The following is a 23230-nucleotide window of genomic DNA, read 5'->3' as shown; positions in this document are numbered from 1 at the left end:
CTACGGAGCAACATGTGAACTTCTGGGAGTATCTGGGCACCCGCCACCAGCAACTGCTCACCGACACGTATCAGCACGCCAGCGCCGTCTTCCAGTGCATGGTCATCGCCACTCTCCTCGGCGTACTGATCGGTGTCGTCAGCTATCGGAGCAACTGGGGCGGCTCGCTGGCGATCACGTCCACCTCGGCGATCCTCACCATTCCGTCGCTCGCCGCGATCGGTCTGCTGATCCCCCTGGTCGGCCTCGGGGTCCCGCCCACCGTGATCATCCTGACGCTGTACGGGCTGCTGCCCATCGTCCGTAACTGCATCGTCGGGCTGCGCGGGGTCGACCCCGCGCTCGTCGACGCGGCCAAGGGCATCGGAATGTCCCGGACACGACGGCTCCTCAAGGTCGAACTGCCCCTCGCATGGCCTCCCATCCTCACCGGTATCCGGGTCTCCACCCAGATGCTGATGGGGATCGCCGCCATCGCCGCCTACGCCTCGGGCCCCGGACTCGGCAACGAGATCTTCGGTGGCCTCGCCTCACTGGGAAGCGCAAACGCCATCAACAAGGTCCTCGCCGGCACGATCGGCATCGTCATCCTCGCTCTGCTCTTCGACGCCGCCTATGTGCTCCTCGGACGGCTCACCATCCCTAGGGGGATCCGTGCCTGAGACCGCCATCGGGTCGACGGAGTCGGGTCCGCCCCGCCCCGCCTCCACCTCCGGCGCCACCATCCAGCTGGAGAACCTCAGCAAGTCCTACCCCGGCAGCCCGGCCCCGGCCGTGGACGAGGTGTCCATGGACATCAAGGCCGGTGAGACCGTGATCCTCGTGGGCCCCTCCGGCTGCGGGAAGTCCACCACCCTCAAGATGATCAACCGTCTGATCGAGCCGACGTCCGGGCGGATCAGGATCAACGACGAGGACGTCACCGACATGGACCCGGTGAAGCTGCGCCGCAAGATCGGTTACGCCATCCAGTCCTCCGGTCTCTTCCCGCACATGACGGTCGCGGAGAACATCGCCCTCGTGCCGAAGATGACCGGCTGGTCGAAGTCCGGGGTGAAGGACCGGGTCGAGGAGATGCTCGACCTGGTCGGGCTGGACCCCCGGGAGTTCCACGGACGCTACCCGCGCCAGCTCTCCGGCGGCCAGCAGCAGCGTGTGGGGGTGGCGCGGGCGCTGGCCGCGGACCCGCCGGTGCTGCTGATGGACGAGCCGTTCGGGGCGGTCGACCCGATCACCCGCGACCACCTCCAGGACGAGCTGATCCGGCTCCAGCACGAGCTGCACAAGACGATCGTCTTCGTCACCCACGACTTCGACGAGGCCATCAAGCTGGGCGACCGGATCGCGGTGCTCCGGGAGCGCTCGCACATCGCGCAGTTCGACACCCCCGAGGCCATCCTCACCAACCCGACGGACGACTTCGTCTCCGGCTTCGTGGGCGCGGGCGCCGCACTGAAGCGGCTCAACCTGACTCGTGTCCGGGACGTCGGGATCGCCGACTTCCCCACGGTGACCGTCGAGGACCCGCTCCAGTCGATCTTCAACAAGTTGCGGGACGGCCGGCACAGCGAGCTGCTGATGCTCGACCGCCGCAACCGCCCCTACAAGTGGCTGCGGCGCGGCGACCTGATGCGGGCCAAGGGTTCGCTCGCCAGGGCCGGGCAGCTGGTGCACGACACCGTGACCCGGGACGCGACGCTGCACGACGCGCTGGAGGCGGTGCTGACCGACAGCGGCGGGCGGGTCGCCGTGACGGGGCGGCGTGGCGAGTTCATCGGGGTCGTCGACATGCACACCCTGATGAACTCCGTCCAGGAGCTCCTGGAGGCCGACCGCCTCGCCGCCATGGAGCACGAGCACGACCTGGAGGAGCTGCGCGTCCACCGGACGGAGCAGGAGCAGGAGGGCGGTGGCAGCGGGCTATGACCCCCAGTCATCAGGCTCCCCCCAAGGGAGCGCGACCGCCCGGAGAGCACGACGTCGGGGGCCATGCCTTCCGTGACGAGGAGACGGAACCCTCCCCGCCGCAGTCCGCGCCGGCGCGCCGGGTCACCTGGCAGAAGCTCGTGCTGGTCCCGGCCGTCTGCACCGTCGTCCTGGTCGCCACCTATCTGTGGATCTCCCAGGTCGAACTCGACTCGATCGCGAAGAACTCGCTGGCCGGGGACATCGTCGAGGTCCGCTGGTGGCAGCACGTCAGGCTGACCGCGATCTCCACCTTCTGGGTGCTGGTCATCGCGATCCCGCTCGGCATCGCGATGACCCGGCGCGGCCTGAAGAAGGCTGCCCCCGGGGTCACGACCCTCGCGAACATCGGGCAGGCCACACCCGCCATCGGGCTGCTGGCCCTGCTGGTGATCTGGCTGGGCATCGGGCCGTCGACCGCGATCATCGGCATGGTGATCTACGCGGTGCTGCCGGTCTTCTCCAACACGGTGGCGGGGCTGAACGCCATCGAGCCGACCCTGGTCGAGGCCTCCCGGGGCATCGGCATGTCTGCGATGGGCACCCTCACCAAGGTCGAACTGCCCCTCGCCGTACCGCTGATCCTCGCGGGCGTGCGGACGGCGCTGGTGCTCAACGTGGGCACGGCGACGCTCGCCACCTTCGGGGGCGGCGGCGGACTCGGCGACCTGATCACCTCGGGGATCCAGACGCAGCGCATGCCCGTGCTGGTGCTCGGCTCCGTGCTGACGGTGGTGCTCGCCCTGCTGGTGGACTGGCTGGCGTCGCTGGCCGAACTGTGGCTGACGCCGCGCGGACTGGAGGAAGCGTGAGGGTACGTACGGGCCTGGCATCGGCGGCCGCGCTCGCCCTCCTGCTCACGGGGTGCGGGCTGAAGAGCGGGTCGCCGCTGGTGGACGACGTGGAACCGGGATCGATCGGGAAGGGACAGCCGCTCAAGGGCGCGTCCCTGACGGTGACGTCGAAGAACTTCAGCGAGAACATCATCCTCGGGCAGATCATGGGCCTGCTCTTCAAGGCGGCCGGCGCCGAGGTCCTGGACCGGACGAACCTGCCGGGTTCGATCAGCGCCCGCGAGGCCGTCGTGAAGGGCGAGGCCGACGCGCTGTACGACTACACGGGTACGGCGTGGATCACCTATCTCGGCCACGCCGAACCGATCGTGGATCCGCAGAAGCAGTGGAAGGCCGTCCGCGACGAGGACATCGGCAACGGGGTGACCTGGCTGCCGCCGGCCACCCTCGACAACACGTACGCGCTGGCCATCAGCAAGAAGAACAACGCGAAGTACCACCTGAAGACGCTGTCGGACGTGGCCGCGCTCGCGAAGAAGGACCCCAAGGCCGTGACGGTCTGCGTGGAGAACGAGTTCGCCTCCCGCGACGACGGGCTGCCGGGCATGCAGAAGAAGTACGGGATGAGTCTGCCCGCCTCGAACATCCAGAAGATGGACGCCGGGATCATCTACACCCAGGTCTCGAAGTCCGACTCCTGCCTGCTGGGCGAGGTGTACACCACGGACGGCCGGATCAAGGCGATGGACCTGGACGTCATGGAGGACGACAAGCAGTTCTTCCCCAACTACAACGCGGCTCCCGCCATCCACACGGCGACTCTGGACGAGTACCCGGAGATCGCGGATCTGCTGGCGCCGGTCACCGAGAAGCTGACGACCCAGCTGGCGCAGGAGCTGAACTCCAAGGTGGACGTGGACGGCCAGGACCCGCACGAGGTGGCGAAGGACTGGCTGCTGAAGGAAGGATTCATCAAGGAGGGCTGAGCGGAACCCGGAGTCCCGGGGAAGTCGTTGCAAAAAAAGCGTTGCAAAGCAGTCTTTGCAACTCTATGGTCGTGCCATGCCCTCGAACGAGCCCGCAGACCGGCCGACCCCGTACACCGCTGACGACCCGAGGCTCCACCACGTCGACACCCGCACCCTGCGCGGCCTCGCGCACCCCCTGCGGATCCGGCTGCTGAACGCCCTCCGGGAGTTCGGCCCCGCCACCGCCTCTGGACTCGCCGACCGGCTCGGCGAGTCCAGCGGCGCCACCAGCTACCACCTGCGCCAGCTCGCGACGTACGGCTTCGTCGAGGACGACCCGGAACGCGGCAAGGGGCGCGAGCGGTGGTGGAAGGCCGTCCACGCGGGCACGATCCTCGAGCGCAGCGAGAACTTCCTGCAGCACCCGGATCCCGAGGTGCGCGGCGCCATCGGGGTCGTCCTCCACGAGGTGGCGACCACCCACACCCAGGAGCTCAACACCTGGCTCGGGACGATCGGGGAATGGCCCGAGGAATGGCGCCGGACCTTCGACATCAGCGACTTCAAGCTGCGCCTCACACCGGAACTCTCCCTGGAACTGACGGAGAAGATCCACGAGCTGGTGAACAGCTACCGGGGCCGCGTGCCCGAGGACGCCGAGGGGTCGGCCGTGGTCCGCACCCACCTCCACATGTTCCCGCGCCCCACCGACTGAGGGGATCACCGTCATGCACAGCGACGTCCACTTCCTGTTCCATGCCTACCGATCCGTCGAACTCCAAGAGAAAGCCGCCGAGTCCCGCGCCGTACGCCCGGGAATGCGACACCGGATGGGCTGGGCGATGGTGGAGCTGGGTCTCCGCCTGGCCCAGGCAGGGCCCTCCCCCGCCCCCACCGCGCGTACGGCCTGACGGTGGGCGGGGGGAGACCGGCGGGGCGGCGTGCACCGCTCGCCGCCGTCCTGGCTGCCAACTCGATTTCCACGGCGGGTACTTCGCTCACCCTCATCGGCGTCCCGTGGTTCGTCCTGGAGACCACCGGGAGCGCCGGCCGGGCCGGTGTCGTCGCGTTCTGCGCGACCCTCCCGATCGTCGTCGCCGCCCTGATCGGCGGGCCCGTCATCGACCGGATCGGCCGGCGCCGTGTCTCGGTCGCCTCCGACGCCGTCTGCGGAACCGCCGTCGCGGCCGTACCGCTGCTGCACCAGGCGGGGGCGCTCCACTTCTGGATCCTCTGCGCGCTGATGGCGCTGAACGGGCTGGCCCACACACCCGGCAACACCGCGCGTTACGTCCTGGTCCCCGACCTGGCCGGACACGCCGGCACCACCCTCGCCCGCGCTGCCAGCCTCTTCGACGCGGTGTCGCGCGGCGCGCGCATGGTCGGCGCGGCCCTCGCCGGTGTGCTGATCGCCGTCGCGGGGGCCGAGACGGTACTGCTGCTCGACGCCGCCACGTTCCTGTGCTCCGCCCTGCTGGTGGCGGCCGGTGTACGCGGGGTCCGCGCGGCCGAGCCCCGCAGGGACGCGGCCCCCGTCTCGCCGCGCACGTACCGCGCCGAGCTGCGGGAGGGCTACGCCTACCTGCTGGGCAACAGGCTGCTGCTCGCCGTCGTCGTCATGGTGATGTTCATGAACGGCACGGACCAGGGCTGGAACGCCGTCCTGCTGCCCGTGCACGCCGGGAGCGAGCTCGGCGGCGCGACCGATCTGGGTCTGCTCACCGCACTGTTCGGGGCGGGCGGACTGACCGGGGCCCTGCTCTACGGGGCGGTGGGCCACCGGTTCTCCCGGCGGACCGTCTTCACGGTGTGCGTGCTTCTGTGCGGCGCACCCAGGTTCCTGGTCGCCGCGCTGACGGGGACGACCCTGCCGCTCGCGGTCACGATGGCGCTGGGCGGCGTCGCCGGCGGCATGCTCAACCCGATCCTGACGACGGTGACGTACGAACGCGTTCCCGAGGAGCTGCGCAGCAGGGTGTCCGGCGCGCTCACCGCGGGCTGCGAGCTCGCCATGCCCGTCGGCGGCCTCGCGGCGGGCATGCTGGTGGAGGGGGCGGGCGCGACGGGGGCACTGCTGGCGATGGGCGGTGTCTACTTCCTCGCGACGCTGAGCCCGCTGGTCTTCCCGGCGTGGCGCGGCATGGAGGAACCGGAACCGCGGGTCAGCAGCTCGGGACCTTGCCCCCCTGGTCCAGGGCCCGCAGCGAGGACACGGCGCTCGTCAGTGTCGTGACGGGGATCAGGCGAAGGCCGTCGGGCCGCTCGGCCTCCGCCTGCTTGCACTCGGCCTTCGGCACCAGGAAGACGGTGGCACCGTCGCGGTGGGCGGCCTGCGTCTTGAGCGAGACCCCGCCGACCGCGCCGACCGCGCCGTCCGCCTGGATCGTCCCCGTACCCGCGACGGTACGGCCACCGGTCAGGTCACCGCCGGAGCCGTTGCCGACCAGCTTGTCGATGATGCCCAGGGAGAAGAACAGGCCCGCGCTGGGGCCGCCGACATCGGCGAGGTGCAGGGTGACGTCCACCGAACCCGGCTTCTTGTCCAGGTACCCCAGGGCCGCGTCGACGGCGACGTTCTGCGACTTCTCCATGTCCTGGAGGTTGTGCCGCTCGATCTCCTTCTCCGAGCCGCCGGTCGGGTAGACCGAGTCGCGCGGCATGACCGCCCGGTCCGTCCTGAACCAGCTGTCGACGATGTCGCCGACGCCGACGTCGGCCGTGGGCGAGGTCGCCAGGATCGTCGTCATCCGCAGCTCGCCGTCCGTGGTGCGCGTGGGCGCGCCCTTGATCGTGATGACCGGCTTCCCCTTGTCGTCCCCCAGGACGTCGGCGGTACTGCCGGGCTGTGCCACGGTGAACGGCAGGGGCGCGAAGGCCGCCGTGCCGAACAGCGCGAGGACGGGCAGCGCGCAGAGGGCGAGAGCACGGGGGCGGGAGAGACGAATGGCCACCCGACCAATCTAACGGCCGTGGGGCGCCGGTTCCTACCGCCCTGGCGGTAGGAACCGGCGCCGCCGGACGGTGTGCCTAACGCAGCGCGTCGGCGACCTCACGGGCCGCGTCGAGAACGCGTGGGCCGACCCGTTCCGGCACGGCGTCCGCGAGCATGACCACGCCCACGCTGCCCTCCACGCCCGACACCCCGACCAGCGGCGCCGCCGCCCCACGGGCACCGGCTTCGAGCTCGCCCTGGGTGAGGGTGTAGCCGGGGTGGTCGACCGTCTTCTGCCGGGCGGTGAGGATCGCCCGGCCCGCCGCGCCCCGGTCCAGGGAGTGACGGAAACCGGCCCGGTAGGCCACGTGGTAGTCGGTCCAGGTCGGCTCGACGACGGCGACCGCGAGCGCGTCCGACCCGTCGACGAGCGTGAGGTGCGCGGTGGCCCCTATGTCCTCGGCCAGGGAGCGCAGCGCGGGCAGGGCCGCCTCCCTGACGAGGGGGTGCACCTGCCGGCCCAGGCGCAGCACGCCCAGGCCGACTCGGGCCCGGCCGCCCAGATCGCGCCGGACGAGCGCGTGCTGTTCCAGGGTGGCGAGCAGTCGGTAGACCACGGTGCGGTTGACCCCGAGTTTGTTCGACAACTCGGTGACGGTCAGACCGTGATCGGTATCGGCGAGCAGTTTGAGGACACGCAGTCCCCGGTCGAGCGTCTGAGAAGTCTCCGCGGTCACGACGCCCTCTCCCTCGTGGTGAGCGGGGCGGTTGTCTCCGGGGTGTCGACGCCGGTCCCACGGCGACGCACCGAGAGGCCGCCGACTGGCCATGGCACCGGCTGCGCTCCGCGGCCACATTGCCACGGGGCGTTCATATTTCGGGGACATTAGCGAGAGGGTCCGCTCAGCGGAAGACCTCGTCCAGAATCCGGTCTCCGTCCGGAACGGCCCTGCATAACCGCCGGTCAGCGGCGGACCGTCCGGAACGCGGACATCTACGCGCGTTCTAGTCGGGTGACGCGGCAACGACGCTCTGTGCATCAGGCGTGAACGATTGTTAACTCACCGTAAAACAAAGTGCCGAAAATTCACCCCTCCCCGGCGCCCGCCACGCCTGCACGCGCCCCCACCTGACCGGAGGGGTGCGCGCCGCCCGGGGCCGGAGAGGGAAGCCAAGGGCCAACACACGGCAGTCGGGCTTCACTCTCCGTGACGGAAGTCCCCTCGGGGCTTCGCGCTCTCACCCGCTTCCATCACCGGTGCTGCAGTTCTTCCATGCGCCACCTTCGATTGATCATTCCGGTCCGTGGTCAACTCCCACGGCAACTGCCGGACCCAATAGGTAGGTTGGGTTACCAGTTGCCCGCAACACGAGGGCATAGGGAATGGTGGACAACCACGGGGAGGATCACCACAAATGGCGTGGGACGAATGGGAACAGCTGAAATCCGAGGCGGCGGGGAGGGGGCCCGCGCAGATGCAGTTGAACCAGCTGCCACCTGAAGCGGGCGGAGGGCCACCGCCTCAAGGTGACCTGAAGGTCAACCAGCAGGACCTGGCCGCCATCGGCAATTCCGCGTACAGGCTGTACGGCGATCTGGAGAAGGCCGGCGACCACGCCCGCGCCTCAACTCAGAAGGCCGCAGGAACCCTGAAGACGCAGACGTTCGCCCTGGGTGGGGCCCTTGACCACGTGGCCTCTCGCTGGATCGACCAGGTCCGATCCTTGATGGACGCCTGCGCCCACATCTCCAACCACCTCGACTACACCAAGGGCGCCCACGCCGGCGACGAGGTCTACATCGCCACGGTGGTCAGCAACATCGACACCCTGGACAAGGGCTTCGACGAAAGGTCCGGCAGCTGATGGATCTCGACTCCTTGCGCTTCGCGAACTTCTCCGACCTGGACGCCGCGATCACTGACTGGGAACAGATGGCCGCCAGGCTCAAGGTTCTCCAGGGCGACGCGAAGGACGACCTCGCAGTCAAGGCCGGCAAAGCGGACTGGGCCGGCGAAAACGCAACAGTCACCCGCGCTTTCGTGGACAAGACAGCAGGCGAGTTCGCCGATGCCCACACCCAGGCTGAAACGATCAAGAAAATCGTCTCGGACACCCGTGGCGAACTGGTCGCCTATCGCACCCAGCTGAACACGGCCATCGAACGCGGTCTGAAGAACAGCCTCATCGTGCGTGACACGGGCGAGGGCTCCTTCACCGTAAGTGCCCGCCCCGATTCGGCGGCAAAGGCCGGCACGGCACCCGAGCCCACACAGCAGGACGTCGATGTGTTCCGGAACGAAATCCAGAACATCATGAAGAAGGCCACGGAGAGCGACACCTCGGCGGCAAAGGTGCTCACGCTCCTGGTTGACCAGGCCAAGCACGGCTTCTCCGACGCCAGCTACGCGGACCGGGACTCGGCGGCCAAGGCTGTGGCGGAGGCGGAGAAGATCGCCAAGATCCTCAAGAAGGATCCGCACGACGTCACGCTGACCGAGCTGAACAGCGTCAACACCACCCTGGCCGCCTACAAGAACGACCCGCTCTTCGCCGAGCGCTTCGCCACTCAGGTGGAACCGAAGAAACTCCTCGAGTTCTACGCAGGAGTTGCCGACCCGTACCAGGGCATGGGGAGGGACCCCAAGTTCCACGAACAGGCGAAGAAGCTCCAGAAGAACCTCGGCATCACGCTGGGCACGGCCACGCTCTCCGACAGCGCCAAGATGCAGGGCTGGGAGGAGAAGATGGTGAAACTGGGCCCGGGCAGGCTCGGCATCGACGACGCCGGCGACCCCACGGGCTTCGGAGTCATGAGCAACCTCATGCGATTCGGCGACTACGACGACCAGTTCCTCAACTCCTACGGCGACAAGCTCATCGCCTACGACAAGGAACGCAACGTCGAGGACATGAGCCCCTGGGTCAACAACTGGAACAGCGGCGACCTCAACTTCTACGGCAAGCACGATCGTGGCCGCGACCCGATGACGGGCTTCATGGAGGCCCTGGGCCACAACCCTGACGCCTCCACCCAGTTCTTCGCACAGCCCGAGGGCGCAGGGAAAGCGGTCGACAAGGACGGTGAGATCAACGAGCACCTCAAGTACCTCACCCAGGACCGCATCTGGCTCGCGGACCCGACGCTCGACGGCGACAGCAAGATCAACGCCGGCAAGGACTCGCTGGGCCACGCGCTGGAGTCCGCCACCACCGGTTACGCGTACGACTCCGACCCGATGACCGGCAAGGACCCCCTGCACCCCGGCAGCGGGGACCACCGCACGGCGGCGACGGCAGGGGTCATGGAGCAGGTGGCGTACCTGTACGGGAGCGAGAAGGGCCCCGAAATGCTGCACAAGCAGTCGGAGCTCGCGGACAGCCTGGGCAAGATGGGCGCGGCGTACATCGACGACATCGACTACAGCCTGTCGGGCCTTGGCGACTCGGCGACGGACGCCGAAGCGTTCCCCCCGAAGTATGCCGGGCGGGCGAACTTCACCGATCAGGGCGCCATCAATTTCCTCAGCGTGCTGGGACAGAACGAGACGTCCCACGGTGTGGTCTCGGCGGCACAGCACCTGTACACGCTCAGCGCGATGGACGCCTTCCCTGCGACCGATGCGGCGAGCATGGACCACGCGCACGATGCGATGACCACGGGTGCCGAAGCGCGCGGCATTCTGGACCAGGCACGCGTGCAGCAGGCAGAAACGACATACACGGCCGACTCCGAAGAGGCCAACAAGTCCTTGGCACGATCGGGGGACTGGATCGGTCTGGGCGCCGGCATCGTGGTGGGAGGAGGCATCGCCGCCCTACCCGTTCCCGGCACCGCTGTCGCGGGCGTGGCGGTCGCGCCGCTGGTCACCGACACCGTCGGTGAGGCCGTCAACACCTTTATCGGGCACGAGATCGACAAGGGTGTCGACGCGGCGGAGGAGGACCCGACGGAGAAGGCGCAGACCACGAGCAGCGAGTTCTACCGGCAGGGAACCGCCCAACTCGGCGATTCGTACCAGACATATCTCGACCAGAATCCGAAACAAGCCGACGCCATCAACCGTGCGCAGTGGAAACAGGATATCGAAGGCGGCTATCTCGGCACCGGAACAATTCAGGGCGACTATCGCGGGCGTCCCGCCTACAAGGACTGACCGGGCCGACCGGAGGATCGAAGATCAGGAGTCCGATGAGGAAAAGACTACTCATGGCTGCATCCGGAGCACTGTTGCTGGCCGCCGGTGGCACTGCGTGCGGCAACGACGGCGACGGCGTGGAGAAGCCGGATGTGCTGTCCGCGTCCCAGGTCTGCGACGGGACACTGGACAAGACGGCGGCGACAGCCCTGGAAAGTTTGGGCGGCACGGAGCGGTTCAACGAGTTCCAGGGGACCGACAAGTCTGTGGCCCTACGCCCTTTCTCCCTGGAGCTCGCGGCGAAGACTCTTCGTGCCAAGCCGACCGAGAAGAACACGTGCGTCATCTACAAGGCCGACGGGAGTGACTTCCCGCTGCTCGACATCAGCTTTTCTGCGTGGCACAGCCACCCTGACCTTGCTCAAGAGAACAAGGCGAGCGACGCGGGTGAAATGTTCTTTCCTTTGGGCCTGTTCGCCACGGCAAGTGGTGACCAGGGCACCTCGCTCTACTTCGCGTGCCCCACGGAAGGGTCCGACGGCAAGAAGCCCTATGTCAAAGCGGACATGTATTCCGCCCGGGGCCAGGTCAACCCCGACGGAAAGGGACGCATGGCCATCCTCAACGCCGTATCCCGCGCCGTGGCGGAGGAACTCGGCTGCGCCTCACGGGCACAACTCCCCGCCGAAGTGCCCGACGCTCTGCCCCGATGACACCGCGGCCCCGGCGCGGAGGCGGATCACGCCGCTCCCGTGCCGGGGCCTGCCGGGTCCGTCCGGCCGGGCTCACCGCATCCGCGTGGCCCACTCCTGGACCTTCTTGATCCGGTCCTGGATCTGCCCGGCCGTGGCCTCCGCACTCGGCGGGCCACCGCACACCCTCCGCAGCTCGGTGTGGATCACCCCGTGCGGCTTGCCGCTCTGGTGCGTGTACGCCGACACCATCGTGTTGAGCTGCTTGCGGAGCTCCAGCAGCTTCTTGTGCGTGACCACCGGCCGCTCCTCCGCGGCCTTCTCCAGGAGATCGGCCTCCGCGGCCGGCTTCTGGCGGCTGTGCGCGATCTGCCGGGTCTGCCGCTTCTGGAGCAGGAGCTGCACCTGGTCGGGCTCCAGGAGGCCCGGGATGCCCAGGTAGTCCTGCTCCTCCTCGCTCCCCGGGTGAGCCTGCATACCGAATTCGGCACCGTCGTAGAGCACCCGGTCGAAGACCGCGTCGGACTCCAGCGCCTCGAAGGGCAGCTGGTCCTCGGTCTCCTCGTCCTCGAGCTTCTCCGCGTCGGCGAGGAGCTGGTCCTCCTCCGCGAAGGGGTTCTCCTCGTCGCTGCCCTTCTTGGGCTTGTCGAGCACGTGGTCGCGCTCGACCTCCATCTCGTTCGCGAAGTCGAGGAGCATCGGGATCGTCGGCAGGAACACCGAGGCGGTCTCGCCGCGTCTCCGCGACCGTACGAAACGGCCGACGGCCTGGGCGAAGAACAGCGGCGTCGAGATGGTCGTCGCGTACACACCGACCGCGAGGCGCGGCACGTCGACGCCCTCCGACACCATCCGGACCGCGACCATCCAGCGCGACCCGTCCTGGCTGAACTTGTCGATGTTCTTGGACGCGGCCTTCTCGTCGGAGAGGACCACCGTCGGCTTCTCACCCGTGACCGACTTGAGGATCTTGGCGTACGCACGCGCCGACTCCTGGTCCGTCGCGATCACGAGCCCACCCGCGTCCGGAATGCCCTTACGAACCTCGGTCAGCCGCTTGTCGGCGGCGGCCAGCACGTTCGGGATCCAGTCACCGGTCGGTGCGAGCGCGGTGCGCCAGGCCTGCCCGATGGCGTCCTTCGTCATCGGCTCGCCCAGCCGTGCCGCGATCTCGTCGCCGGCCTTGGTGCGCCAGCGCATGTTGCCGCTGTAGCTGAGGAAGATCACAGGACGCACGACGCCGTCGGAGAGCGCGTTGCCGTAGCCGTACGTGTAGTCGGCCGAGGAGCGGCGGATACCGTCGTTGCCCTCCTCGTACGCCACGAACGGGATCGGGTTCGTGTCGGACCGGAACGGCGTACCCGTGAGCGCGAGGCGCCGGGTCGCCGGATCGAAGGCCTCCTGGCACGCCTCGCCCCAGGACTTCGAGTCACCGGCGTGGTGGATCTCGTCGAGGATCACGAGCGTCTTGCGCTGCTCGCAGCGGTTGCGGTGCAGCATGGGGCGCACGCCGACACCGGCGTACGTGATCGCGACCCCGTGGTACTCCTTGCTCACGGGCCCGGCGCTGTACTCGGGGTCCAGCTTGATCCCTATGCGTGCGGCTGCCTCCGCCCACTGCTTCTTGAGGTGCTCGGTGGGCGCCACGACGGTGATCTGCTGCACCACGTGGTGGTGCAGCAGCCATGAGGCGAGGGTCAGCGCGAAGGTCGTCTTGCCCGCGCCGGGGGTGGCGACCGCGAGGAAGTCCCGCGGCTGCTCCTGGATGTACTTCTCCATGGCACCCTGCTGCCAGGCACGCAGCTTCCCGGCGGTCCCCCAGGGGGCGCGGCCGGGAAAGGCGGGTGAGAGGTGGTGGGAGGCGGTAGTAGTCACGGTCTCCGGTTCGGGGCACTCGGGTACGTGGGGCGTTGTCCGTGCGGGCCGCGGGCAGCCCGTACGCGATACGACAACCGGGCCACCCTACCGGCGGGCGGGGCCGGACCTCGTACGGAACAGCCGCGATCCGATGCCGCTGAGACCCTCTTCACAGGCGAGGCCTACGGGGTACCGCACGGTACCTGGGCTTCCCTCACCCGGCTCGCCACCCACACCCCGACCAGCGCCACCGCCGCCATCGGCAGGAAGACGACCGTGAACGCGCCCGGATGCGCCGCCGCACCGCCACTCACGGCCCCGTGCGCCGCCGCTCCCACCGCGCCGCCTCCCAGGGCGGCGAACGCCGCACCCCCTGCCGCGAGCAGCAGCACGTTGGCGAGCCCGTCGGAGATCTGCAGGGCGGCGGAGTTCGCCCCCGCGTCCTGCGGCGCGGACAACTTCAGCAGCAGCACGCTCGTCGACGCGATCACGATGCCCATGCCGAAGCATCCGACACCCCAGACCGCGGCCAGGGTCCACACCGGCACCGCCTCGACGAGCACGCTCGGCGCGGCGACGATCGCCGCCGTCACGAGCACCATGCCCATCACCATGAGAGCGCCCCGGTGCTGCTCCAGTCGGGGCCGGGCCAGGACCCATGAGCCGAGCGCCCAGGTCAGACCACCGGCGGCCAGGGAGAGGCCGGCGAGGGTCGGGGACAGCCCGCGCTGGGTCACCAGCATCAGCGGGACGAAGGATTCGGCGACGATGAACGAACCGGCGGCGATCCCTCGGAGCAGGATCACCGCGGGCAGTCCCCGCGCGGCCCGCATGGTGCCCCGGGGCAGCAGCCCGCGCACCGCGGGGACGAGCAGGACGATGCCGGCGAGCGCCGGGACCAGGGAGAGCCACCTGAGCTCCTGCCCCGCGTACTGGAGCAGCCCGGCACCGGCCGAGATCCCGAGCGCGAGCCGGATGCGGCGGGCGTCGAAGGGCTGCGCTGCGGCCTCGGTGTCGGTGGGGCCGCCCGCCATCCGCCGGATCGCGGGCAGGGCAAGGCCGAGGGGCAGGAGTATGAGCACCGGGATGCCCACGAAGACCCAGCGCCACCCGAGATGTTCGGTCACCGTCCCCGAGGCGAGCGGCCCGACGACGGACGGCACGATCCAGGCGGCCGAGAACGCGGCCATGATGCTCGGCCGGATCCGCTCGGGATAGGCGCGCCCGATGACCACGTAGAGCGCCACGATCACGAGACCGCCGCCGATGCCCTGGACGGCCCGGCCCGCGATGAACGTCCACATGCCACCCGCGGTACCGGAGAGCAGCAGTCCCGCCCCGAACGCGCCGATCCCGGTGGCGAGCGGCGCGAGCGGCCCGCGCCGGTCGGCCCACTGCCCGGAGAGCACCATGGCGAAGAGGCTGGTCGTGAAGTACGCGGAGAACGCGAACGCGTAGAGCGGGATGCCGTGCAGCTCCCGGGCGGCGACCGGCATGGCCGTGCCGACGGCGGTCGCCTCGAAGGCGATGAGCAGGACGACGGACACGATGCCGATGCTGAGAGCCCTGTACGTACGCCCGAGCACGCCCTCCGCGGGAACGGGTGCGGTGGTCGTCTCCACGAGGGCGGCCGTGACCTCGGCGTCACGGGGTTCCAGGGCAGTCATGAGCCCCAGAGTAAGGGCCACGACGGTGTGTGACCCCTGTCGATGGGCGGGATCCGGCTGGTCCGTCGGTCGTACGACCACGGCTCGCCCGGACCGTAAACGCGGTATGGCAGTCGTATTGTGCCGCGCCCGCTGCCCTGGACTTCGCAGCGATCCGGAGCCGTCCCCCGGAGAGTAGGCGTCGCCTATTTCGGCTGTAGAACCGGGGTTTCAGGAAGCCCGGCTCTGTCCTTGCAGTCCAGCTCCTTGACGAGGGCAAGCGCTCCGGCGTGGAGGATCTCCATGTTGGCGTTGCGGAATCGACGGCTGTCAGGTGCACTACTCTCGCCGCGATCGAAACCTCCATGGATACGCAGCGGGATCTCTTCCGATCCCTCGATCTGCGGGCTCACGCACTCCAGGTAGAGCGACGCGCTCCTCTCCCCCACCTCAGATCTCTTCCCCATGGTGTACAGCTCCGTAGCGGCCTGGTCCCTCGAATCTTCCACATCCTGCGGCGCATACATGGAGACCTTGATGTCTGCCCCCTCCCCCAGCCTTCCGCCCTTCGGATCCAGCTCACACAGATCCCCTCCGGTGGCCCAGCTACGACCGGACGCGTATCCGCGTTTCAGGGCGTCGACAACACTACTCATCGCCCCACCTTCGGCGCCCATCGCGAAGAACTCGGTGTCACCTGTGACCAACTCAACCTGCTTCGCCAACGGACCATCGAAGAGACCGTCACATACCTCGTCGGCACCTACGAACGTCTCCTCTTCCCTTGCCTCGTCAGCTCCGCAGGAAACCAACCCCAGACTCACGGTCAATGCCAGGACCACGACAACAAACGAACGTCCCACTCGCACGACTCCCGCACCCTTCATTTATGTGCCTTACCTCCTGCCTCGTCAGCCGGTCTCCGGAGCCCTGCCCTGCTGGTTCTCGCGATCGTTGCCCGCCGAATAGCCGCTCCTCATCGACTCTTTCAAGTCAATATCGAATTCACTCGCCGGAGCGATACCGTTTCGCGTCATAAACGTTTCCATCGGGGCCTCAGCCAGGGACTCACCGGAACGGTAGATACTGTTCCACTCCGTCAGAGTCAACTCCTCCTCTTTCTCCTTGCTCTTTTCGACAGAGTTGTCCGAGATGTCCCCGACGACCTGACCGATGACTTGCTCCACAGCGCCGCTCGCCGTATCGGTCGCCAAGGGGATGAGTACCGCAGCCGTGCCCACTGCGGCCGTGGCAGGCAGGAAAGCGACGCCCGCCGCAACTCCGGCCGCTGCGCCGAACTCGATCCAGCCCGCACGCTTGGCCACCGCCTTCTCGTAGTCCTCATGCGTTTTCATGTGCTCCGCCTCGACCTGGTCGGCACGGGATTGGTCGAGCATTCCCTGCACCTCGGCACCGACATGGACGATGGACCGCGCGGCTCCCTTGTCGATCTGACCTTCGGCACCTACTTGACCTTCCAGGGCACTTCTGGTGTAGACCTGCTCCGCGGCCGAGACCGTCGCATAGGCGTCCGGATGCTGGCCGAGGGCGCTGAGGAACCCGCGTGCGACGCTCCTCTGCTCCTCCCCCTCCGCGAAAGGCAAGTGACCTTCAGAGTTCTGTCGGGGAGCGAAGATGCTTTCCGATCGCCCCTTGTCCAACGCCCAATTGATGTCGTCGATGTAGCCCGCACCCATGATTCCCAGGCTGTCGGTCATTGCCTCGTGTTTCTTCAACAAGGCGGCGTCAGCACCGTACTTCTCCATGACCTGCTGCATCACCACAGCGTTGTCCGCGTCCCGCGCCACGCCCGCATCCGGGCGACCGGCCGGATACCCAAGTGTCGCAGCCTCCAGGGCCTCGCCCAGCGCATCTGGCATATAGCCCAGTGCCGTTTCGCGCTTAGCCTCGTCGCCCCGATCAATGTCCCCGAACGACTCCCACTTCTCGTTGCCGAAGAATTCGAGGTAGTTGCTGATCGGACCGCCATTCTCGTCTTTCCCGAGGTCAGCCTCGCCACTCTTCTTGATCGTACCGTCTTCGTTGTACGCGGTCGGAGCGTCAGCGAAGAAGCGCTTGGCTGCGTCCGGGCTGTTGCCGAGCGCTTCCAGCATGGAGACGGTCGGGTCGTATCCCGCCCCGTTCACACCCGAGGGGTTAAACGGGTTCTTGAGCGAATTGTTCGACTCCTTGTTGCCGCCAAACCTGAACGGATCCTTCTGGTGCAATTGTGCGACGTGCTCGGCAATCGGGTTCAGAAACTTGGCATCGTAGTTCCCGTAGCGCATGATCCCGCCGAGGAGCTGGTAGCCGAACGGCCCGCCGTAGTCGTTCTTTGCCAACGGAATTCGTTCCGTACCCAGCTTGCGCAGGTCAGGTCCCCACTCGGCGGTAAATGCCTTGTCCTGAGAGGCCGTGGCAAGGTTGAGCCCCAGATTTTTCTGCAGCGCCTGAACATCCTTGAGCCGCTCACTGTCGACCTTGGGGTACACGTACGTACTGGTCGAGAGCTGACCAAAAAAGGTAAGCGACTTCTCCGGGCCAAGCTTCTCGTAAAAGTTCTTGGAGAACTCAACAGACTTACTGTTGTCGCGAAGTAGTTCGTTGAGCGCCTGAAGTTCGGTGTGCGTGAGGTCGCGCCCCTTGGCAGCCAGGCCGGCGGCCCTGTGCGCCTCCTCCTGGTCCATCTTCGTGTACTTCGGGGCTCTGAAGTCCTTGCGGCTGGTTACGTTGGCCTCAAGTGAGTTCTTGAAGGACACATCGGTATCGTTGCAGTTGTCGACGATCAGGTCGATCTTCTTCTGCCAGGCGGCGATGTTCTCCTTCTGCTGCCGCGCCATCTCGGCATAGTCGGGGTCGTGCGCGCGCTGTGCAAGAGGAATGTCCTCAGCCGGGTGGCGCGCGGAGACCTTGCCGTTGCCGTCCACACGGATCCCGGCCGCAGGTCCTTCGTGGTCCCTGATGTTGACCAGATCATCCTTGGCCCTCTTTATAGCCGCGTGACCCTCTTCGAGGATTATCTTCACTCCCTTGGCCTCGGCTGCGGCATCCGAAAATTCCTTGGCGGTCTTACTGACGAACGCCTTGGTGACACCCGCGTTCAGGCCTTCCCAGTCCGCCTTTTCCGCCTTGACCTTCATCCCGTCAGCAGCTTCGGTCGCAAGCTTGTCCAGCTTGCCAGCCATTTCCGACCAGCCGTCGGCCGCGGCCTTCAACTTCGCCACCGGGGCATCGACAATGTCACCGTAATTCAGCACGCGCGTTTCCCCCGAGTCCTACTTCATGTATTCCGTGAGCTTGGAGATCGGCGCCAGACCTCCCTCGATCCTCACTTCGTCCTTCGCATGCTGGGCCTTGGTGTAATCCAGGTGATTCGAAATGTGCGCACAGGAGTCGAGGAGCGTCTTCAGATGCGTCTGCCAGAAGTCGTGCACCTTGAGCACCGCCGCACCACTCGCGAAGTTACCGTTGGTGAGCGCGATCGCCGCATCGAAAGTGGCAGGCCGAGCGAGGTCACCTTCCTTCGACAACCTCACCCTCAGGCCATAAGCGTCGTTCCCGATAGCCCCGAGGTCGTCCCGATTGACCACAAGGTCGGCAGCCCCACTCCGCCCGCCCTCCTCGGCCGGAACGCTGTTGATCTGCATGGCGCTCCGCTGGACTGCCGCCGCGCGCAGTTCAGCCCATTCTTCCTCGAACGACACGAATTCCCCCAAGTCCCTCTGCGTAGACCGCTTCGCCCTATTCTCGCGGCCACCGACCTACCTCACCGTATCGCCCCCATATCCACCGAGGGCGACGGACAGCGCACTCGCCGAAACTCCGGACGAACGCGACGGCCGCATCTCGGCCACACAGTCACGGCTCGGTTCCGCCACTGTTCATGAACGCCGTATGGCAGTCCCGTTGCGGCAGGCCATCGTCCCTTGATGGCATCCATGTCGCAGCCGTACGGTCTTGAGCAGAGGAAAGGGACACCACTCGACCGTGTGCCCGAGAGGCTCAGGGGCTCGACTGCAACTCGAGTTACACCGGTTCGAATCCGGTCACGGTCTCCACATGCGGCGCCGGCGCGGAACACCCGCCCGGCGCCGCAGCGTTGCCGCGCCCCCAAGACACCGCCGTATGATCTGGCCCCTTGCGCAAGCACGGGCCCGAAGGACCGGGATCATGGGGAGCGCGCGTGGCAGTCAGCATCTTCTTGTTCGTCATAGCCGCGGCGTTTCTCGTCGTGGCGTTGGTCGGCCCTTATCGGCTGTACTGGCAGGCCCGGCCGCACGCGGCGCGGCAGCCGTCGGACGCGGCTCTTGCGGTGCCGGTCGCCGCGTTCGGGGTCGCCGGGATGTTCGCCTTCGGGGGCTGCCAGGTCTGGATCGCCATCGACAAGGGTGTCTGGAACGCGAGCGAGAGGTACGGGATGCCGCCGAGGACGCAGCCGATTCGACTGCTGCCCTGGTGCGGGGCGGACGGCCAACCGACCCTCCTTGTCACCGACGGCGCGCATAGCCACCTTTCACGCCTGGCCGACAGCGTCGAAGCTACTCAGCTCGACACAGGAAGAGAGGTTCTCAAGCTCTCCCGCACCGTGATCCGAAGCCTCGAACGTCCCACGCGGGATGAGCTGCTCTACGTGACTCGGCGGCTCGCGGAGTGCCTGACCGACGCCCTCCGCGTCGCCGACAGCCGAGGCCTGAGGCTTCCCGGGTAGGGAGCCTGGCGGGCTATCACCAGGCGGATTCAGGCGGTGGGGCCTTGGCCTGGAGGGCCGCCGTACGGTGCACCGGATCCAGGAGCGCCGGGCGGGGGCCCGTACGACGGGTACGGCGGCTGTGGTTGCTGCTGGTACGGATGCGAGTGCGGGGCAGTGCGCGCGGCGCTCCGGCGGCGGGAGCGGATTGCCATGACTGCCACTGCGGCGCCGATGAGGGCGGCCGCACCGATGCCCAGACCGATCCAGAGAGCCGTGTTGCCGCCGTCGTCGGTGGTCGGCGCTGCAGCCGCCGGCTTGTCGCTCTCCTCGGAGCCGCCCACTGCCTTGGTGGGTTCGGCGGAGGGCGTCCGGGACTCGGCCTCCGCGAGGTCGGGGAGGGGGTACTCGTCGGCGGGGCCCGGGTCGCCAGGGGTCTTCAGGGCGATCCGGGGGCGGACGATGCCGTAGCCGATGTCGTCCGCGCGCTCCTCACCGGTCGTGGGGCCACCGGCCGTGTTGAGCAGGACCCGAAGGACTTGGTTGTTGGTCCAGTCCGGGTACTTGGACCAGATGAGCGCGGCGGAGGCGGAAGCGAGGGCGGAGGCATCGCTGCTCCCGTGCGACTCGCACAACCCAGTGTCACCGCCACAGGCATGAATCATCTCTTCGCCCGGCGCAGACAAGTCCACCTGAGGGCCGAACTGCGATTCATCTGTCTTTTGGAGATCTTTTCCGATGGCGCCAACGCCCACGACACCAGGTGTTCCTGCAGGGTACTCAACAAAGTTTGTGTCGTCGCCAGAGTTTCCGGCTGCAGCAAAGATGAGCGATCCCTCGGCTAGAGCGTAGGCGACTGCGTCATTCAATTGGTCCGAGCCAGCACTAGATCCCAACGAGACATTGATGATCTTGGCGTCACGGTCCACAGCGTAGCGAATTGCCTTCGAAAGGCTCTCATTGAAGCGCCTTTCCCCCTCAGCCTGGGTCGCCCCCCCTCCCCCCTTCGGCATACGAATAGGAAGAATCTTGGCGCCCGGAGCCAATCCGAAAGCACCGTTCCCTGCAATAGCTTTGCCAGTGCCGGAGATCAAGCCAGCCATGCCTGTGCCGTGGCCGCTGTAATCGTCAAGTTCGTCGCCCGGAAGGGTTTCTTCGAGGTTCAACCCATTGAGGACCCGACCGACCAGATCAGCATTGGTCGCGTCCACACCTGAGTCGACAACGGCGACAGTGACTCCCTCGCCGGTACTGTCCTGCCACATCTCCTCAGCCTTCATGGCATCGAGATGCCACTGCTCGGAGCGAGCAGAATCGGCTTGAGCACGTGCGGAGAGACCCACGGCAAGCAATAGGCCTAGCACAAGGGGCAAAGCGACTCGACGGGGGGCACCCCCGGTGCTGCTGGTACGCATCCGATTCCTCTGTTGTCTACGGCTCAGTCAATAACAGGCGGCACAGCCCGCCGACCACCTTGCTGCCACGTCTCCTCGTCCTCCACGAGGTAGTCCGGACGCTCGCGGTCCTCACGCCGCGGGTCTCCTGGCCTCTGCGGAGCACTTCCCGCTCCGCGTCCTGCACCACCGGCGCCACGAGTGCCCTCGCCTGCAACTCCTCGAACCAGACCGGTGCCCCCGGGAGTAAAGGGCCGACCGAGCGAGCGTCCAGCCTGCTGAGGACGGCCGCCTACCACGCCTCCGGCCTCGCCTGTCGAGCGGCGGCCACCGACAATGCCACTCCGGCCGCCCGAGCTCCCGCCATGCTCCATGGGCGGTCGGCCGCCAGGTGTTCCTTCGCTACCGATGACATTGCCGCGGGCCAATCCGCTTGCCGGGTGGCCGGTGGATTGTGCAACAGGTCGGCCTCCGACAGTTCCTCCATCTTGGGAAGGTCTGCCGACGATACCGCTCCCCGGATTTCCTCCGCCTGGCGAAAGAATCGGCAGGCGCACATTGCCTGCCGTCCTTCCACCCCTGGTGCTGGGCGGAAGGACTGTTCCTCCAACTGCAAGAGGACCTGTGAGGGCAGGAGCGCCATCTGGCTTGCCTCCCACGGCAGAGGCGTGCGGCACAGCAGTTGGCGTGTCGGGCAGCGTGGCTACCCCAGCAATCTCCATCGCCACCGGCCGCGAAACCGGCGGCCCGGCCACGGTGGGCTGATCCACCACCACTCGTGCGGCAGTCGTGGTACTGCCCGGACTGTCCACGCCATTACCCTCACTCACCGGAACATGGGCGGTCGCACCGTCACCCGCCGGCCCGGACGTGAAGTCGCGACTATTGCTTGTGTTCAGCGCCCTATCGTCGCGCTCAGGCACGATCGCCCCCGGCGGAGGCGGGAACGCCGGCTTCTCCAGGCCGTCCAGCTGCGAGGCCGACAACGCGTACGACTGCGCCAGCTTCCGCATCTGTGCCGCCGCCTCCTGGCGGTTCGACTCCTTGGCGGCGAGCAGGGTCTCCAGGGACTTCTTCTCTACCGCCGACGCGTCCGGGTCGTTCCGCGCCGCCTTCGACGCATCCAGGTTCGCCTGTGCGCTCGCGTCCGTACGCGGGATGGACACCTGGGCCAAGGCGAGCGAGTCGGAGGCCTGCGCCAGCCACTTCGACGCGCCTTCGCTGTAATCGCCGAGGCGCAGCGTCGCGTTGGCCAGGTCCGCGCTCCAGGTACGGAAGGCTGTGGCGCCCTCGCCCTTCCACTCGACCGTCTGCGGACGGGCCTTCAGCTCCTCCGCGATCTCGCGGATCTCCTTGGCAGCACTGATCAACCGGTCCGACGCACCCTGGATCGCCCCGCTGTTGGCCATGTCCAACCAGGCCAGCATGGTCTCGTGAGTCATGCTGTCGAAGGGTGTGCCCTGTCCTGCTTCCCCGTGGTCCATCCCCAGCCCCCTCCGTCCCCCGTGCAGTACTTGCGTTAGTCGTCGTCAGATCGCTCCGGTGGTCGGCTCCGGCTTGGGTGTGTCCGGAGTCGTGTCCCCGTTCCGCCGGCCCGTCGGGTCGTACTCGCCCCCGTACTGCTCCTTCACCCCGTCCGAGATCTCGAGCATGCGGCGCCGGATGTCGATGTCCAGGTTCTCGTAGCCGTTGTGCGAGGCCAGGACCGCGATGCTCAAGCCCTCTATGGAGTCCGAGAGGGTCTTCGAGAGCGTCTCCAGCTCTGTGATCACCGTCTGGTACGACATGAACAGGCTTGCGGCCTCGGCCCAGTGGTAGTCGCCGCCGCCGAACTGGGCGCGCTTCATCGGGTCCTGGCCGAGCTGGGTCGCGTCGGCCGGGGACTCCTTTAGCGCGATCAGTATCTCGTCGATACGATTGCGAAATTTCTTGAACGACGTGAGCTCGGTGGCCAGTTCGGCTGCCGCGGCAGCTGACGTGACACCCATGAACGGCACAGCCGCCATACCCCCTACGGAACCCTCAGTCGGCAGCACAGCACACTCCCCGTATCCGGCCGGCCACTGCTTCAAGGGCCACAGTAGTCAGCAACGGTGACACTCCGCATGCACGGGCCACGGGTGCAACGCGCATCACACGTCACGGCCGCAGCGCCG

General features: G+C 67.3%; 21 protein-coding genes and 1 tRNA gene. 12 read left to right on the top strand and 10 right to left on the bottom strand.

Annotated elements, in window-relative coordinates; all coding sequences use genetic code 11:
- Positions 1 to 14: 14 nt before the first annotated feature.
- From LWJ43_RS20200 to LWJ43_RS20170, 7 genes are all read left to right on the top strand, one after another.
- On the top strand, positions 15 to 662 hold the full coding sequence (locus LWJ43_RS20200; protein WP_277333628.1) for an ABC transporter permease: 648 nt from the start codon (positions 15 to 17) through the stop codon (positions 660 to 662).
- Positions 616 to 1926: a betaine/proline/choline family ABC transporter ATP-binding protein gene (locus tag LWJ43_RS20195; protein WP_385452246.1), complete on the top strand. Its 1311-nt coding sequence runs from the start codon at positions 616 to 618 to the stop codon at positions 1924 to 1926. The genes LWJ43_RS20200 and LWJ43_RS20195 overlap by 47 nt, the downstream gene beginning before the upstream one ends.
- A complete protein-coding gene (locus LWJ43_RS20190) occupies positions 1923 to 2777 on the top strand; it encodes an ABC transporter permease (RefSeq protein WP_277333626.1) in 855 nt (284 codons plus the stop codon). The genes LWJ43_RS20195 and LWJ43_RS20190 overlap by 4 nt, the downstream gene beginning before the upstream one ends.
- The gene (locus tag LWJ43_RS20185; RefSeq protein ID WP_277333625.1) at positions 2774 to 3745 is read left to right on the top strand and encodes a glycine betaine ABC transporter substrate-binding protein; all 972 of its coding nucleotides are present in this window, start codon (positions 2774 to 2776) and stop codon (positions 3743 to 3745) included. Before LWJ43_RS20190 ends, LWJ43_RS20185 begins: the two co-directional genes overlap by 4 nt.
- Positions 3746 to 3821: 76 nt before the next feature.
- Positions 3822 to 4442, top strand: a complete 621-nt coding sequence (locus tag LWJ43_RS20180; RefSeq protein ID WP_277333624.1) for an ArsR/SmtB family transcription factor — start codon at positions 3822 to 3824, stop codon at positions 4440 to 4442.
- A 13-nt stretch (positions 4443 to 4455) separates the two neighbouring features.
- Positions 4456 to 4638 carry a hypothetical protein gene (locus LWJ43_RS20175; protein WP_277333623.1) on the top strand — a complete coding sequence of 61 codons (183 nt, stop codon included), beginning with the start codon at positions 4456 to 4458 and terminating at the stop codon, positions 4636 to 4638.
- Between the two features lie 2 nt (positions 4639 to 4640).
- Positions 4641 to 5960, top strand: a complete 1320-nt coding sequence (locus tag LWJ43_RS20170) for an MFS transporter (RefSeq protein WP_277333622.1) — start codon at positions 4641 to 4643, stop codon at positions 5958 to 5960.
- Here the strand turns inward: LWJ43_RS20170 and LWJ43_RS20165 are convergent.
- Together LWJ43_RS20165 and LWJ43_RS20160 are read right to left on the bottom strand one after the other, a co-directional pair.
- The gene (locus LWJ43_RS20165) at positions 5890 to 6678 is read right to left on the bottom strand and encodes a S16 family serine protease (protein WP_277333621.1); all 789 of its coding nucleotides are present in this window, start codon (positions 6676 to 6678) and stop codon (positions 5890 to 5892) included. The two genes, LWJ43_RS20170 and LWJ43_RS20165, sit on opposite strands and share 71 nt — an antisense overlap.
- A 76-nt stretch (positions 6679 to 6754) precedes the next feature.
- Positions 6755 to 7396, bottom strand: a complete 642-nt coding sequence (locus LWJ43_RS20160) for an IclR family transcriptional regulator (protein WP_277333620.1) — start codon at positions 7394 to 7396, stop codon at positions 6755 to 6757.
- A gap of 679 nt (positions 7397 to 8075) precedes the next feature.
- Between LWJ43_RS20160 and LWJ43_RS20155 the strand changes: the two genes are divergently transcribed.
- Genes LWJ43_RS20155 through LWJ43_RS20145 form a run of 3 tightly spaced genes read left to right on the top strand, consistent with a single transcriptional unit; the run spans position 8076 to position 11511 of the window.
- Complete coding sequence (locus tag LWJ43_RS20155) at positions 8076 to 8525, top strand: hypothetical protein (protein ID WP_277333619.1); 450 nt, start codon at positions 8076 to 8078, stop codon at positions 8523 to 8525.
- Positions 8525 to 10816, top strand: a complete 2292-nt coding sequence (locus LWJ43_RS20150) for a DUF6571 family protein (protein WP_277333618.1) — start codon at positions 8525 to 8527, stop codon at positions 10814 to 10816. The genes LWJ43_RS20155 and LWJ43_RS20150 overlap by 1 nt, the downstream gene beginning before the upstream one ends.
- 53 nt (positions 10817 to 10869) lie before the next feature.
- Positions 10870 to 11511: a hypothetical protein gene (locus LWJ43_RS20145; RefSeq protein WP_277333617.1), complete on the top strand. Its 642-nt coding sequence runs from the start codon at positions 10870 to 10872 to the stop codon at positions 11509 to 11511.
- Positions 11512 to 11583: 72 nt separating this feature from the next.
- Here LWJ43_RS20145 and LWJ43_RS20140 read toward each other — a convergent pair whose 3' ends face one another.
- The 5 genes from LWJ43_RS20140 to LWJ43_RS20120 all read right to left on the bottom strand — a co-directional run bounded on the left by LWJ43_RS20140 (position 11584) and on the right by LWJ43_RS20120 (position 18697).
- Complete coding sequence (locus LWJ43_RS20140; protein WP_277333616.1) at positions 11584 to 13365, bottom strand: DEAD/DEAH box helicase; 1782 nt, start codon at positions 13363 to 13365, stop codon at positions 11584 to 11586.
- 164 nt (positions 13366 to 13529) lie between these two features.
- Positions 13530 to 15014: an MFS transporter gene (locus LWJ43_RS20135; RefSeq protein ID WP_277333615.1), complete on the bottom strand. Its 1485-nt coding sequence runs from the start codon at positions 15012 to 15014 to the stop codon at positions 13530 to 13532.
- Positions 15015 to 15199: 185 nt separating this feature from the next.
- Positions 15200 to 15835: a hypothetical protein gene (locus tag LWJ43_RS20130; RefSeq protein ID WP_277333614.1), complete on the bottom strand. Its 636-nt coding sequence runs from the start codon at positions 15833 to 15835 to the stop codon at positions 15200 to 15202.
- A gap of 69 nt (positions 15836 to 15904) precedes the next feature.
- Positions 15905 to 18250 carry a hypothetical protein gene (locus tag LWJ43_RS20125; RefSeq protein ID WP_277333613.1) on the bottom strand — a complete coding sequence of 782 codons (2346 nt, stop codon included), beginning with the start codon at positions 18248 to 18250 and terminating at the stop codon, positions 15905 to 15907.
- A gap of 18 nt (positions 18251 to 18268) precedes the next feature.
- Complete coding sequence (locus LWJ43_RS20120) at positions 18269 to 18697, bottom strand: hypothetical protein (RefSeq protein ID WP_277333612.1); 429 nt, start codon at positions 18695 to 18697, stop codon at positions 18269 to 18271.
- Between the two features lie 279 nt (positions 18698 to 18976).
- Between LWJ43_RS20120 and LWJ43_RS20115 the strand changes: the two genes are divergently transcribed.
- Together LWJ43_RS20115 and LWJ43_RS20110 are read left to right on the top strand one after the other, a co-directional pair.
- A tRNA-Cys gene (locus LWJ43_RS20115) sits at positions 18977 to 19051 on the top strand.
- 125 nt (positions 19052 to 19176) lie between these two features.
- Entirely contained in the window at positions 19177 to 19701 is a 525-nt protein-coding gene (locus LWJ43_RS20110) for a hypothetical protein (RefSeq protein WP_277333611.1), read from the top strand.
- 29 nt (positions 19702 to 19730) lie between these two features.
- On the opposite strand, the gene mycP is transcribed toward LWJ43_RS20110, so the two are convergent.
- From mycP to LWJ43_RS20095, 3 genes are read right to left on the bottom strand one after another with little or no spacing between them, the layout of a single operon-like run.
- Positions 19731 to 21095, bottom strand: a complete 1365-nt coding sequence (mycP, locus tag LWJ43_RS20105; RefSeq protein ID WP_277333610.1) for a type VII secretion-associated serine protease mycosin — start codon at positions 21093 to 21095, stop codon at positions 19731 to 19733.
- A gap of 23 nt (positions 21096 to 21118) precedes the next feature.
- Positions 21119 to 22558: a WXG100 family type VII secretion target gene (locus LWJ43_RS20100; RefSeq protein WP_277333609.1), complete on the bottom strand. Its 1440-nt coding sequence runs from the start codon at positions 22556 to 22558 to the stop codon at positions 21119 to 21121.
- Positions 22559 to 22603: 45 nt separating this feature from the next.
- Positions 22604 to 23080: a hypothetical protein gene (locus LWJ43_RS20095; protein WP_277333608.1), complete on the bottom strand. Its 477-nt coding sequence runs from the start codon at positions 23078 to 23080 to the stop codon at positions 22604 to 22606.
- Between the last annotated feature and the right edge of the window lie 150 nt (positions 23081 to 23230).

Source organism: Streptomyces sp. JH34 (assembly GCF_029428875.1).
GTDB lineage: Bacteria > Actinomycetota > Actinomycetes > Streptomycetales > Streptomycetaceae > Streptomyces.
This window is presented reverse-complemented; position numbering and strand designations above follow the sequence as displayed.